This is a genomic window from Cupriavidus metallidurans CH34 (assembly GCF_000196015.1).
Taxonomy (GTDB): Bacteria; Pseudomonadota; Gammaproteobacteria; order Burkholderiales; family Burkholderiaceae; genus Cupriavidus; species Cupriavidus metallidurans.
The window spans coordinates 2,869,925-2,883,416 of record NC_007973.1 but is presented as its reverse complement, the minus strand read 5'-3'; the positions used below and the strand labels follow the sequence as shown (position 1 = coordinate 2,883,416).

Sequence of the window (13,492 nt, the reverse complement as noted above, 5' to 3'; positions counted from 1 at the left end):
CGCGAGCCAGCGTGGCGTCCGCGACTGGAAGGGGGACGAGCAAATGGACCATGGCCTTGAAATCGCCACGCTCGGTGGCGGCTGCTTCTGGTGTCTGGAGGCGGTCTACCAACAGGTCGCCGGTGTGCGCGCGGTGGAATCGGGATACACGGGTGGGCACGTCAGCCAGCCCACCTATCACGAGGTTTGCGCGGGAGATACCGGGCACGCCGAAGTGGTGCGGGTGACATTCGACCCGTCCGCGATCAACTATCGCGAGATCCTTGAAATCTTCTTTTCGATCCACGATCCGACGCAACTGAACCGGCAGGGCAACGATGTCGGCACACAGTACCGTTCCAGCATCTTCACGCACTCGGAGGCGCAGCGCGCGGTCGCCGAGTATGTGATTGGCAAGCTGGCTGCCGAGCATGTCTACGATGCGCCGATCGTGACACAGGTGGAGCCGGAGCAACCCTACTGGCCCGCCGAGGCCAGCCACCAGAACTACTACCAGGAGCACCCGGCGCAAGGGTATTGCGCATTCGTGATTTCGCCGAAGCTGACGAAATTCAGGCGCGATTTCTCGCACCGGATGCGGCGCTAGGTCGCCAGCTTCCCGGCGATTACCTCAGCGAGCCGCGCGATGCTCAACGGCGCGCAGCCTTCGGCGTTATTGCTGACGATGACATGGGCGGGCTGGCCGGCGCGCAGCGTGCGCACAACCACGTCAGCGATGGCGTGGCGCGTTTCGGCATCTTCGTCCACGAGCTTGTCGAATGGCGAGAATGCCTGCTCGGCCATCGAATAGGACCGGCCTTCGCGCAGCATCCAGCGCAAGACCAGCGGGCCGGGCGCGCCATCGTCCATCAATGCCTGCGCCGCAGCCTGACGTTGCACGGGTGGCAGACGGTCACGCGCGGCCAGGCAGAAACGCACGCCGCGCTCGCGCAGCATACGGATGTAGCGTGGCGTCAGCAGCGCCGCGTCACGGATCTCCACCGCATAGCAGGCATTTGGCGTCACCGCGCGGTCCAGCGCGGGCAGTTCGGCAAGGAACGCGTCGAGCCGTGCCAGGAAAGCGGGGCCGTCGTCAGCCATGCCAGCCAGCGGCGAAAGCTGGAACAGCAGGGGGCCGCAGCGCGGGCCGAGCCCGCTCGTGGCCGGCTCGATGAAGTCGCGGATTGCGATCTCGGCATTGAGGAACGCGGCGTTCTGCAGCCGACCGGCGCCATCGGGGCCGCGCAGCCATGCGTCGCACACGCTGGCGGGCGCCTTGACCAGAAAGCGGAAGTCTTCGGGCACCTGCGAGGCGTAGTTCAGGTAATCGGCCAATGGAATCGGGCCGTAGAAACCGCGGTCGATGCCAGCCGCGCGCAGCAGCGGATGCTGGCCACAGGCACGCAGACCTTTGCGTGACAGCAGGCTCTCGGTGTACTGGCCGTCGTAGGTAATGCCGTGCCAGCCGGGATAGGACCAGGACGAGGTGCCGAAGTAGAGGTTTGGCGGCAGTTGCTTCGCGAGCGCCTGCAACGCGGCGTCGGGCGTCCAAGGCTGGACGATCTTGCCAACGGGCTTCTTATTTTCGGGATCGCCCGCCGCAGGTCGGGCAGTGGACTTCGCAACGGGCGGCGATGCCGGGGCATCGCCGAATAGGTCGAGGTTCTCAGTCAAGCGTCAGGAAGGCGTACCGATCGGAGACGCGTAAATATAACGCCGCGACGTCGGGAATGTGTCGGCATTGCGATCGGCCTTCTGGCATACCACCTGGTAGATCGACATCTTCCCGCTTGTGAATGCATGTGAGCAGCCCGCCAGATAGATGCGCCAGATGCGGAATTTCTTCTCGCCGACCATCTCGCGGATGGTATCGGCATTGGTCTCGAAATTCTCCGCCCAGTGACGCAGCGTCTGCGCATAGTGGCGGCGCAGCAGTTCCACGTCGAAGGCTTCGAGGCCGCCCTTCTGCATCGTGGTCAGCACCATGCCGATATGCGGCAGCTCGCCCTGCGGGAACACATAGCGATCCATGAAGCCCGAACCGTCCATCGGTATCTCGCCGCTGTCTGGGTCGGTGGCGGTAATGCCGTGGTTCATCGCCACGCCACCTTCGGCCAGCAGGTCGCGCATACGGGCGAAATAACCCGGCAAGTTATCCTTGCCGACGTGTTCGAACATGCCGACGCTCGTGATGCGGTCGAATTGCCCGCTGATGTCGCGATAGTCCTGCAGGCGGATCTCGATGCGGTCCTGCAGGCCCGCAGCCCTCACGCGCGCGGTCGCCAGATCGAACTGGTTCTGTGACAGCGTGATGCCCACGCACCTGGCGCCAAACTTTTGCGCGGCCCGCAGCACCAGCGCGCCCCAGCCGCAACCGATGTCGAGCAGCGTCTGCCCAGGTTCCAAGCGGATCTTGGTCAGGATATGGTCGATCTTCTTGATCTGCGCGGTGGCCAGGTCTTCGTTGCCGTTCTCGAAGTACGCACATGAATAGACCATGTTCGGATCGAGCCAGAGCTTGTAGAAGTCGTTGGAAACGTCGTAGTGATACTGGATCGACGCCTTGTCCTCGGCCTTGGTGTGCGTGAAATGCTGCGCCACCTTGTTCAGCACGCCGCCCGCACGGCGTGCGGCGGCGGCGGAGAGACCGTATCCCACCTTGATGATGTCGGCCAGGCGCCCATCGAGGTCGATCTTCTCCTGGACATACGCTTCACTGAGATTGTCCAGGCTGGGTACTAGCAAGAACGGCAGCGCGGAGGCTTCGCGCACGGTCAGCGTGACGGCGGGTCTGTCAAAGCTGCCGAGCTGATATTCACTGCCATTCCAGAGTCGGAGCTTGACGGGCAAATTCGAGTGCTCGCGCACATCGGCAATCCAGCTATCGAGTTGCTTGTCCAGGGTCTGCTTGAAAAACATGCGGCTTTCTCCCGATTGGTTGGTTATCCCTCTCGAACGAATGCCCCACGGTCTGCTGCGATCACTGCGCGTTCATACGCAGCGCTGGCCTTGGGGTGCGCACCGGTGCATAGCCGGTGCAGCAACCGTCAAACTTTACGCCAATTTTTGAAATTGTGCAGTGCAGGTCCTTCATTGGACAAATGTCTATCAGACCTCGCAGACGCTGATGGCGTCAGGGCGAGAGCCTCACGATTTGCCAGTTTCCATCAGCGTTCTGGCGATAGGCGATTCGATCGTGCAGGCGCGAAGGGCGGCCTTGCCAGAACTCGATCCAAGTCGGTTTGAGCCTGTAGCCGCCCCAGTGCGGCGGGCGCGGCGGGTTCTCGCCGAACTTGTTGCGGAAATCCGCTTCGCGCGCTTCGATCACGTCGCGGCCAGCAACCTCGCGGCTCTGTTCGGATGCCCAGGCACCCAGGCGTGAACCGAGCGGCCGCGACGCGTAGTAGGCGTCGCTCTCCGCATCCTCGACCTTCTCGACGATGCCTTCGACGCGGATCTGCCGCTCGAGCTGCACCCAATGGAACAACAGAGCCGCGCGCGGGTTGGCCAGCAGGTCAACGCCCTTGCGGCTTTCGTAATTGGTGAAGAATGTGAAGCCGTCGGCATCCATGCCCTTGAGCAGCACGATGCGCGCGGACGGCTGGCCGTCGGCGCCCACGGTGGCCAGCGTCATGGCGTTCGGCTCAGGCAGCTTGGCTTGCATGGCTTCGTCGAACCACGACTGGAACTGGCGAATCGGGTCGGGAGCGACGTCGGTTTCGGAAAGCGCGCTCAGCATGTAGTTGCGGCGCAGGTCTGCGAGTTGGGTCATGTCGCGTATCAGGAAGGTTTGCGTTCCGCGCACGAATCGCGCGGATATGCGTACTTCGAGTATAGCGAATGCGCTGCACGCTGCATTTGCGTTGCCGCAACGCGCTTAGGGCACCTCGGGGCGCCGAGGGTGCTTAGTCGGGCAGGGCGATCTTGCGCGACTGTTTGCGCGAGTAGTAACCCGCCATGCCCATCGCGCCGGCCATCGACAGGAAGATCGGCAACATGCCAAGCGCCGTGCCGACCACGCCAAAGGTCAGCGGCCACACCACCTGGCTCGTGTTCAGTACCGCCGAACGCAGGCCAAGCGCCTCGCCGGCGCGGCCCGACGGCGACACCGTGTGCAGGATGTTCATGACGTTCGGCTGGGCGCTGCCCAGCGCGAGGCCGAGCACGAATGCCAGGCTGCACATGAGCCAGAAGTGCGACACGAACGGGTAGACCAGATATGCCATCGCGCCCACGGTCAGCGCCAGGCGGATGATCCGCCATTCGGAAAAGTGGCGCGACACCATCGGCATGGCCACGCGGATCGCCAGCGTGGCGATCGAGAACGCACCGAGTACCCAGCCGATCGACGACGGAGACAGGCCGATATGCGTGCCCTGGATCGGAATCAGGAACGCGTGGAGATCCCACGCGGCCGAAAGCACGGCGCTGGCGATGAACACCGCACGCAACTCGGGGTGCTGCAGCAGATCCAGCGTCGACCGGCGCGAGCCGTCCTCGATGGCGATCCTGCCTGCGTTGCCGCCTTGCGCCGGCAGGCGCGGACGCACGTACTGCAGGCCAGCCTGGCCGACCAGCGCGATGGCCACCAGCACGCAGAATGCCGCACGGTATCCGGCGTGCTCGATCATATAGCCCATCGCCACGGGACCCAGCGTGCCCGAGATGGACAGGCCCAGTGCGTGTAGCGTGTAGTTGCGCAGGCGGGTTTCGTTGGTCGATACCTGACCGATTAGCAGTTGCATGGCCACCTGCACGAGCATGAAGCCCACGCCGATCAGCGCGCAGGCACCGTACAGCGAGGCGATGTCATGCCAGACCGCTGGCAGCAGCGTGCCGGCCACCACCATCAGCGAGCCCGCCGTCATCGGCAGGCGTGGCCCGATCTCGTCAATGCGCTTGCCGGCGCGAATTGCCAGGAACATCGGCAATAGCGCGTAGAGCGACATGAGGATGCCCAGCGTCACGGTGGACGCCTTCAGCGAGATGGCAAAGAGGGAAACGACGACGCGACTGGCGTTGAACGCCAAATGGTTGCACACCGTCAGCGCGATCAGCCAACTGATCGGGGGGACGGCGGCGTGGGGCAACGTCATGGGGGCGCGGTGGCAATGGGGTGGTTCGCGCCGCCGGCAACGATTCAGGGGCCCAGGCGATAAGACGCGCGAAAGAAAAACCAGTGCGGCGCGAGGCCGCACCAGACAAGGTCGTCAATGGCTGGACTGGACCAGCAACGGCAACCGTTGTTCGCCATTGTGTTAAATGCTTGCTTAGTCAATGGCCGTTTGATTATGCGACTGACGTCGGTCATGCACAACGTTGGTGAAGGGGGGGAAGTGCAAATCCGCAACAGATTCTTTCAGCGATCTGTTGCGTGGAAGCCATGCGTAACCCATGGCCGGCCTTCAGCCCCCCTGGAAGAGCTGCGCATCGTTGGTAGGACGCGACAGATTGTGCGGTGCAGCGGGGACAGATGGGGTGGATGCGGGCTGCCGGTTCTTTGGACCGGGCTTGCCCGGCGGCGTGGCAATGACAGGCCGCTTTTTCAGGTTCGCCAGCAGCTTGCCGCACTGGCTGTCCTCTGCCGGCGAGATGTCGAGCAGGGGGACCACCAGTGCGACAGGCGCCGTAAATGCCAGCGCCAGCGCGCTGCCGGCGCGCAGCGCCAGGATGGCGTAGTTCGGACTGACGGACGGCTTCTTGAATGTTCCGCCGACGTAGAGCGGCGAGCGCAGCGAGAGGATGCGCAATCCCTTGGAATCGGGATGAATCGTCAGGGCCAGTTCCTCGTCCTTGAAGTCGATCGCGCCTTCGGTCGTGATCACGGCATCCTGCGTGTCGAGCACAAATGTCTGCGCTTGGGCCACGCCATTGGTGATGCCGAACGCGCTGACGCCGCAGTTGATCTGCACCGGCTTGTCGCCGAAGAGCTTCGAAATCACCACACTGCCGACGTTCAGGCCGATTGCCTCCAGGATGAACTTGCTGACCGTGCCATTCTCGACCAGCAACCGGGCTTCGCCGTTCGCCGAGCCGAGCAGCGCCGCGACCGAGTTGCCGGTGGCGGTCAGCCTGGCACCGCCATTGACCTCGCCAACGCTCGCGTGCATCGACTCGATCTTCGGGAAGAGCTGCCGGATCTGCAGATGGCGTGCGTGCATGTCGACCATGGCAGCCATCGGCTCGCGCTTGCCATCGAGCTGGATCGTCGAGACGAGGTTGCCGCCGGCCAGGCCGAAATTGAGGGGATCGAGCCGCAACACGCCATCGGTCAGCTTGACGTGCGTGGTCAGTTTCGTGATCGGCAGCGTTTCGTCGCGAACGATGCGCTCTCCCGTGAATGTCACATCGGCATCGATGGCATCCCAGCGCTCGGTATGAAAGGGTGCCACGGGCAGTACCTTGTTTGCGGGCTGCTTGACCGTGCTTTCCGCGGCGGCCTGGCCGGGCTTGGCCTCGGCGCCGATGATCGGCGCGAGATCGGTGAATAGCAGCTGTTTCGACACCAGCTCACCGGACAGCAACGGTCGTGGCGCGCGCTGCGCGAACGTCAGCGTGCCACCGAGGTCACTGCTGCCAACCTTGCCCGTGAAGTTTCGGTATGTATAGGACGATGCGCCTTTCTTGAGTGTGGCCACCAGCCGGCCGCGTGTTTCGTACGGCGGCGTGGATGGCAGCACCACGCCGGTCAGCGCGTAGAGCCGCGCCATGTTGTCGCCGGACAGCACCAGACTCACGTCCAGCGCACCCAGTTCCGCCGGATTGGTCAGCGTTCCCTCGATTCGGGCCCGCGTGCCGCCGACGCGTACGTCGGCCTGGAGCGGGAAAGGCTTGCGGGTGTCGCGCAGGCTCAGCGCCGTGCCGGCCTTGCCCGTCGCATTGATCGTGGCCTGGTTGTAATGGCCGACGACCTTCCAGCGGATGCCATAACGGCTCTCGGGTTTGCTTTCCGTCTTGTTTGACGCGCCCGCGGGCGCGGAAGCCGCCGAGGCGTCAGCGGACGGGGCGAGCGCGCCGTCGCGTTCCTGATCGTAGAGTGGCTGGTCGCCGATCGTGTCGAGTGTGGCCTGCAACTCGATCTTCTCCGCGCCATCGTTCAGGGACAGGTTGCCGCGTTCCAGCACGATTTCGCCAACATCGAGATGCCACGGCGACTCGCCGGTTTCCGGTCCGGTATCGAATGTCCAGTTGTTACGGCGGTCGGCCAGGCGTTCGAGCCAGACCGCGGGGCTGTCCACCACGATCGTAGGCACGCTGATCTCGTGCGTCAGCAGCGGGGCTGGCCGCAGGATAAAGATCAGCTCGCGGATGGTGGCGAGGCTCGGCTGCTTGGCCCAGTCCGGGTTGCCGACCGTGATGTCCTTGGCCGACAGGCGGGGCCACGGCACCAGCGCGCGCCAGCCGGCCTCGCCCTCGGCACGTCTCCAGGTCACCGTCAGGTCACCGTTGATGGCGAATGGCCGGCCGATGGCCTGTGTGACCTTGTCGTTGAGCCACGGCTTGATGCGGTTCCAGTCGAAGGTCAGGACGACGACGACCACCAGCGCGATCAGCGCCAGTGGCGTGAACAGGCTCCAGAGAGCAATCTTGCGGCGGCGGTGCGAGGCGGGCATGGGAACGTTATCTCCTGGTGTCAGCCATGCGGCGGATCAACCACTATGCCTATTGTAGGGAGGCAATGCCAATGCGTTTGTCCGCCTTTGACTGACTTTCAGAATCCTGGCGCCGACCCGGAGGCGGCGGCTGGCATAAAATGCCGGCACGGTTCGTCGGCAGCCGGTGCCGGCAGACACAGCAACAAGAACGCATGACCCTTACCCCCACGCCTCTCGCGGCGCAGGACTTGCCTGCGCCGTTGTCTCACGAAAGCCCCGAGGACGATGATTATCATCGCCGCTTTGGCGGCGTCGCGCGCCTGTATGGCGCCGAAGGCCTGGCGCGGCTCGAAACGGCCAACGTCTGCGTGATCGGCATCGGCGGGGTGGGAAGCTGGGCAGCGGAGGCATTGGCCCGAAACGCCGTGGGCCGCCTGACGCTGATCGACCTGGACCATATCGCGGCATCGAATACCAACCGACAGATCCATGCACTGGGCGACGCCTATGGCCGTTCCAAGGTGGACGCGATGGCCGAACGTATCGTGGCGATCAATCCGCGCTGCCGCGTGACGGCCGTGGACGACTTCGTGACCGAGGACAACGTGCAGGCCCTGTTGTCGGGGTTTGACTACGTGATCGACGCTATTGACGCCGTGAAGGTCAAGACCGCGATCCTCGGGTGGGCGCGCCGTGAGGACGCTCGCGTGATCACGTGTGGCGGGGCGGGCGGCCAGCTCGACCCGACGCGCGTGCGCATCGAGGACCTGGCCCGTACGATCCAGGACCCGCTGCTGGCCAAGGTTCGTGGCAACCTGCGGCGCCAGTGGGGCTTTCCGCGTGATCCAAAGAAGAAGTTCGGCATCCAGGCGGTCTACTCGGACGAACCGCTGCGCTACCCCGAACCCGAACAGCAGGCGTGCGAGATCGACGAGGTGCCGCCCGCGCCACGCCAGGGCCCGCAGGGGCTGGCCTGCGCGGGTTTTGGCTCCTCGGTGGCAGTGACTGCCGTGTTCGGCTTTGTGGCCGCTTCGGCTGTGATCGGGGCAATTGCCTCAGGCGGCTAATGCCGCGAGCAGCCGATTGACGTCCGCCTCTTGGGGCGCGACGTTGTCGAAGTAGATCAATTCGGGATATTCGGCCGGCTCGGGCAGGAAGCGGCGCGTGCGATAGGCGTCCCAGTGGGCAAGCTTGTAGGCGTCGTTGGGGTTGCCGCGCCGGACGATCCGGGCCTGGGCTTCGCTTTCGGGCAGGTGCACCCAGACGACATGGGTCTGCGTGCCTTCGGGTACACGCAGCCACGAGGGGTCGGTGAGCTGATGTGCACGGATTTCGCGCGAGAGCGGGCCGACCACGATCACGCTGATACCGAGCATCAGGTTTTCACGAGCGGTATCGAGCAGGCCTTCGTATTCGGGGTCCCGCAGGTTGTCGAGATAGGCGGGGCTGTCGCGATCGTTCGGATCGCCAGTGATCGCCCGCATCGCGGCGGCGCTGTAGCGGCCGTAGAGCGTGTCCTTGTCCAGCAGGCAGAAGGGTTCGCCGGTGGCCTGCATCAGCGGGCCGATCAGCTTGTGGGCTAGGGTGGTCTTACCGGTACCGGCATGGCCGCAGAAGAAAATCAATCGTGGCATTGCACGTGTCCAGCGTGAGGCATGAGTCGCAAGGATAACGTCATTTGTAGCGCCGTTTGCGGGAAATCAGACCAGACTGGTGCGGAATGGGTATGCTTGCCGACTGTTCACGGCTTCCTTATCCTGCGGTTCCATGACCAATACCGACTCCTACGCCGACCCCTACGCCGGCCTCTCGGCCGAGGGCCTGCCCGACGATCTGCGCCTTGGCGAGCCCGTCACCGATGCCACGCACGCCGAATTCCTCCAGTTGCTCGCGGCCATGGAAAAAGCCGACGATGCCGGTTTCCTGGCCGCTTTCGAGGAGTGGATCGAGCATACGCGCCACCACTTCGAGCAGGAGGAGCAGTGGATGGAAGCGATGCAGTTCGGCCCGCGCTTCTGCCACAGCAACGAGCATCAGGGCGTGATGTCCGTGGCCAAGGCCGTGCGCGACAAGATCGTGGAGGAACGGGCTGACCCAGAGGGTCCGGGCAAGGGCGCGCTGTCGCTGGGTCGACGCCTGACGGGTGAGTTGTCGGGTTGGTTCGACAATCACGTGAAGTCGATGGATACGATGATGGTGGAGCACATGAAAGCCAACGGCTTCTCGCTGGTCGAGGCACCTGCGGCCTGACGGTCCGACTGGACCGTCAGCTACCTCAAATTCAGTTCAGGACGGTGGCGAGTTGGCGGCGCCACCGTGATACCGCCGGGTCGTCGCCCATGAGCTCGAACACCGAGAGCATGGTCTTGCGGCCAACGTCGTCTTCGAACCAGCGGTCGCTCCGCACGATTTCCAGCAGTTGCTCAAGCGCGGCTTCGTACTCGCGACGGGCGATCAGTACATGCGCCAGATCCAGTCGCGCTGGCAGATCGGCCGGATTCGCCGCCACCCGCGCCTTCAGATCGGCGCCATCGGGCAGATCGCCCACTCCCTTCATGGCTTCAAGGCGCGTTTGCAGCGCGGCATACGCATCTTCCTGCGCGGCGCGCGGAGAGAGCAGGCCGAACTCGGTTTCCGCATCGGCGATCTTGTTGCCGTCCAGCAGGAACCCGATGTACGTCAGGCGTGCGGTGTCTGCGCCCGGATCGTAGGCCAGTGCGGCCTGGAACGATGCCTGCGCGGCTTCGCGGTCGCCAGCGGCGGCAAGTTCGACGGCTTCGCGCAGCGCCAACTCGCCCGGATTCGGCGTCAGGCGATCCAGGAATTCCCGTAGTTGCGATTCCGGTAGCACGCCGATGAACTGGTCGACGGCCTGCCCGTCGGCAAATGCCACCACATGCGGAATGCTGCGCACGCCGAAATGGGCGGCGAGTTCCTGGTTTTCGTCGACGTTGACCTTTGCCAGCCGCCACTTGCCGCCAGATTCCGCCTCCAGCTTTTCCAGCATCGGTCCCAACGTGCGGCACGGGCCGCACCACGGCGCCCAGAAGTCGACCAGCACGGGGACCTGGCGCGACATCTCAATGACATCGGCTTCAAAGTTCTGCAGGGTGACGTCGCTCATTGTTCTGCACCTCGGAATTGAAAGGGCCGTCGGGTACGGCCTGACCTTCTTATTGTGAGGGCGTAAGCGCCGAAAACAACCTCAGCAACCCCACGTACGGGAGGGGCGGGAAAACATCCTGTTGAAAATAGAACGGTCGTTCAGTTATATTGCTTGACCGATACGCGAGGCCTACCTCGCGACGCTAGCGATTCCAGAAATCCGGTCGACGCCCGACCGTCCGCAGGAGACACCATGACCACAACGCCGTCCGTTCGCCCCCATTTCCAGTTCTGGCCCAAACGGGTGCCGACGAGCATCGTGCTGCCGGAGACTTCGCTCTGGTACAACCTCGAAGTCTCGGCGCACCGTTATGCGGACAAGGCGGCGATCCGCTATTTTGGCAATGCGATCACGTTCCGTGAACTGGAGGCGCAAGCCACCGCGCTGGCAGGCTGGCTGCAGCAGAAGGCAGGGGTGAAGAAGGGCGATCGTGTGTTGCTCTACATGCAGAACTGCCCGCAGTTCATCATCAGCTACTACGCGATCCTGCGTGCCGATGCCGTGGTGGTACCGGTCAATCCGATGAACCGGTCCGAGGAGTTCAAGCATTACGTGACCGACGGCCAGGCGCGCGTGGCCATCTGTACGGCGGATCTGGCCGCTGGCGTGATGCAGGCCGATGCCGAACTGTCAGCCGATGAGCGCCTCCAGCATCTGCTCGTGACCCAATACACCGATGCCCTGCCGCCGACCCACGTGCATCCGGAGGACGCACCGCCGGCTTGGCTCACCGCCGAGCATCCGCTGCCGGACAACGCCACGCCGTGGGCCAAGGCGCTTGCCGCCGGCCTGAAGCCAGGCCCGCATACCGCCGGACCGGATGACATGGCCGTGATGCCGTACACCTCTGGCACCACCGGCTTCCCGAAAGGTTGTATTCATACCCATCGCTCGGTGATGCACAACATCGTCGGCGGCTCGACGTGGTCGGGCAGCGGCGCGGAATCGGTGATCCTGTCGGTGCTGCCGCTGTTCCACGTGACGGGGATGCAGTACGGCATGAATGGTCCGATCTACAGCGGCGCGACGGTGGTGATGCTGCCGCGTTGGGATCGCGAAGTGGCTGGCCACCTGATCTCCCGCTACCAGGTCACGCACTGGACCAATATCCCGACCATGGTGATCGACTTCCTGGGCAGCCCGAACCTGGCGTCGTTCGACATGAGCAGCCTGCGCTATATCGGCGGAGGCGGCGCGGCGATGCCGCAGGCCGTGGCGGAGCGCCTGAAGACTCAGTTCGGCCTGAACTATCTGGAAGGTTACGGCCTGTCGGAAACGATGGCGCCGACGCACAGCAACCCGGCCGACCGGCCGAAGCTGCAATGCCTGGGCGTGCCGACGTTCAACACCGACGCGCGCGTGGTCGATCCGGTCACGCTGAAGGAACTGGCGCCGAACGAGGTGGGCGAGATCATCGTGCGCGGTCCGCAGGTGTTCAAGGGTTACTGGGGCAAGCCTGACGCCACGCGCGATGCGTTCATCGAGTTCGAAGGCCAGACGTACTTCCGCACCGGCGACCTCGGCCGCATGGACGAGGAAGGCTACTTCTTCATCACCGATCGTCTGAAGCGCATGATCAATGCCTCTGGCTTCAAGGTGTGGCCGGCGGAAGTGGAAAACCTGCTGTACAAGCATCCGGCCGTGCAGGAAGCCTGCATCATTGGCACGCGCGATGCCTATCGCGGCGAAACGGTGAAGGCGGTGGTGGTGCTGCGCGCGGATGCCAAGGGCAAGACCCAGCCGGAAGACATCATCGAATGGGCCAAGGAGCACATGGCCGCGTACAAGTATCCGCGCGTGGTCGAGTTCGTCGATGCCCTGCCGAAGTCCGGCACCGGCAAGGTGATGTGGCGCCAGCTGCAGGAAACGGAAAACGTGCGTCAGGCTGGCTGAGCCGGTGAGGCGTTACACCCCGCGGCACTGGAAACTCAGTGGCCGCGGGCCCGCATCAGCATCCGCACCATCGTCTTGTAGCCACGCTCCCGCGCATGGCGCGAGGGCGTGACGCCTTCGCGGTCGGCCAGGTTGGCATCGGCCCCGGCGTCCAGCAATGCCTGGACGATGTCCTCGTAGCGCGAACTGCCGTCGCCGAGGATGATGGCTTCCAGCAGTGCCGTCCAACCCAGCTGGTTCACCCGGTCCACCGGCACGCCTGCGCTAATCAGCAGCTTCACGATTTCCACATTGCCGTGCTGACTGGCGGCGATCAGCGCCGTGCCATCGTAGCGATCGGTGCTGTTCAGATCCGCGCCGTGCGACAGGGCCAGCCGTACCACGTCGATCTGGTTGGTGGCCGCGGCCAGCAGGAATGGGCTGTTGCCTTCATCGTCTTTGCGGTTGACGTCCGCCCCAGCCTGAATCAGCACCAGCATGACATCGCCCCGACGGTTGTAGACCGCCGCGAGCAGAGCGGTACGTCCGCGTTCGTCCGTGGCCTGGGCCGATGCGCCGGCCTTGAGCAGCCGATTGACCAGGTCGAGGTCGCCGATACTGGCTGCCGTGATCAGGTTGTGGTCGAGGGCGGCCATGCCGTCCCCGCGCGACGGCAGGGGTGTGTGATTGCTGCCGTGCCACGGGCGAGAAGGCATCGGCGCGGATGCGCCGCCCAGTCCACCCACCGAGCGGGCCAGCGTCTGCCCGCCCTGGCCGGCCAGCAACCCCCCAGCGACCAGTAATCCCATCAGCCCGAGTATCTCGGCAAGTGCCTGGCGGCGGGGACGGGTCTGGGAGCGCGTCATGTTGGCAGGTGACA

Annotated in this window: 12 protein-coding genes; 4 read left to right on the top strand and 8 right to left on the bottom strand. The window is 64.3% G+C overall.

Going from position 1 to position 13,492, the window contains the following annotated elements:
• Positions 1-43: 43 nt before the first annotated feature.
• Positions 44-586, top strand: coding sequence for a peptide-methionine (S)-S-oxide reductase MsrA (gene msrA / locus RMET_RS13300; RefSeq protein ID WP_011517220.1), 543 nt, complete (start codon positions 44-46; stop codon positions 584-586).
• Here the strand turns inward: msrA and RMET_RS13295 are convergent.
• The 5 genes from RMET_RS13295 to RMET_RS13270 form a co-directional block, all read right to left on the bottom strand.
• A complete protein-coding gene (locus RMET_RS13295; RefSeq protein ID WP_011517219.1) occupies positions 583-1,653 on the bottom strand; it encodes a DUF72 domain-containing protein in 1,071 nt (356 codons plus the stop codon). The two genes, msrA and RMET_RS13295, sit on opposite strands and share 4 nt — an antisense overlap.
• 3 nt (positions 1,654-1,656) lie before the next feature.
• Positions 1,657-2,898: an SAM-dependent methyltransferase gene (locus RMET_RS13290; RefSeq protein WP_008646259.1), complete on the bottom strand. Its 1,242-nt coding sequence runs from the start codon at positions 2,896-2,898 to the stop codon at positions 1,657-1,659.
• Positions 2,899-3,112: 214 nt separating this feature from the next.
• Positions 3,113-3,751, bottom strand: a complete 639-nt coding sequence (gene pdxH, locus RMET_RS13280) for a pyridoxamine 5'-phosphate oxidase (RefSeq protein ID WP_011517218.1) — start codon at positions 3,749-3,751, stop codon at positions 3,113-3,115.
• Positions 3,752-3,884: 133 nt separating this feature from the next.
• A complete protein-coding gene (locus RMET_RS13275) occupies positions 3,885-5,075 on the bottom strand; it encodes an MFS transporter (RefSeq protein ID WP_011517217.1) in 1,191 nt (396 codons plus the stop codon).
• A gap of 309 nt (positions 5,076-5,384) precedes the next feature.
• On the bottom strand, positions 5,385-7,592 hold the full coding sequence (locus RMET_RS13270; protein WP_011517216.1) for an AsmA family protein: 2,208 nt from the start codon (positions 7,590-7,592) through the stop codon (positions 5,385-5,387).
• 194 nt (positions 7,593-7,786) lie between these two features.
• Between RMET_RS13270 and tcdA the strand changes: the two genes are divergently transcribed.
• Complete coding sequence (gene tcdA / locus RMET_RS13265) at positions 7,787-8,641, top strand: tRNA cyclic N6-threonylcarbamoyladenosine(37) synthase TcdA (RefSeq protein WP_029309731.1); 855 nt, start codon at positions 7,787-7,789, stop codon at positions 8,639-8,641.
• Here tcdA and RMET_RS13260 read toward each other — a convergent pair.
• Entirely contained in the window at positions 8,630-9,208 is a 579-nt protein-coding gene (locus RMET_RS13260) for an AAA family ATPase (protein WP_011517214.1), read from the bottom strand. The two genes, tcdA and RMET_RS13260, sit on opposite strands and share 12 nt — an antisense overlap.
• Positions 9,209-9,341: 133 nt before the next feature.
• On the opposite strand from RMET_RS13260, the gene RMET_RS13255 reads away from it, so the two are divergent.
• A complete protein-coding gene (locus RMET_RS13255) occupies positions 9,342-9,824 on the top strand; it encodes a bacteriohemerythrin (RefSeq protein ID WP_011517213.1) in 483 nt (160 codons plus the stop codon).
• Between the two features lie 31 nt (positions 9,825-9,855).
• On the opposite strand, the gene trxA is transcribed toward RMET_RS13255, so the two are convergent.
• A complete protein-coding gene (gene trxA / locus RMET_RS13250) occupies positions 9,856-10,698 on the bottom strand; it encodes a thioredoxin (RefSeq protein WP_011517212.1) in 843 nt (280 codons plus the stop codon).
• 234 nt (positions 10,699-10,932) lie between these two features.
• On the opposite strand from trxA, the gene RMET_RS13245 reads away from it, so the two are divergent.
• Entirely contained in the window at positions 10,933-12,633 is a 1,701-nt protein-coding gene (locus RMET_RS13245) for a long-chain fatty acid--CoA ligase (RefSeq protein WP_011517211.1), read from the top strand.
• A 35-nt stretch (positions 12,634-12,668) separates the two neighbouring features.
• Here RMET_RS13245 and RMET_RS13240 read toward each other — a convergent pair whose 3' ends face one another.
• The gene (locus tag RMET_RS13240) at positions 12,669-13,478 is read right to left on the bottom strand and encodes an ankyrin repeat domain-containing protein (RefSeq protein WP_011517210.1); all 810 of its coding nucleotides are present in this window, start codon (positions 13,476-13,478) and stop codon (positions 12,669-12,671) included.
• Positions 13,479-13,492: the final 14 nt, after the last annotated feature.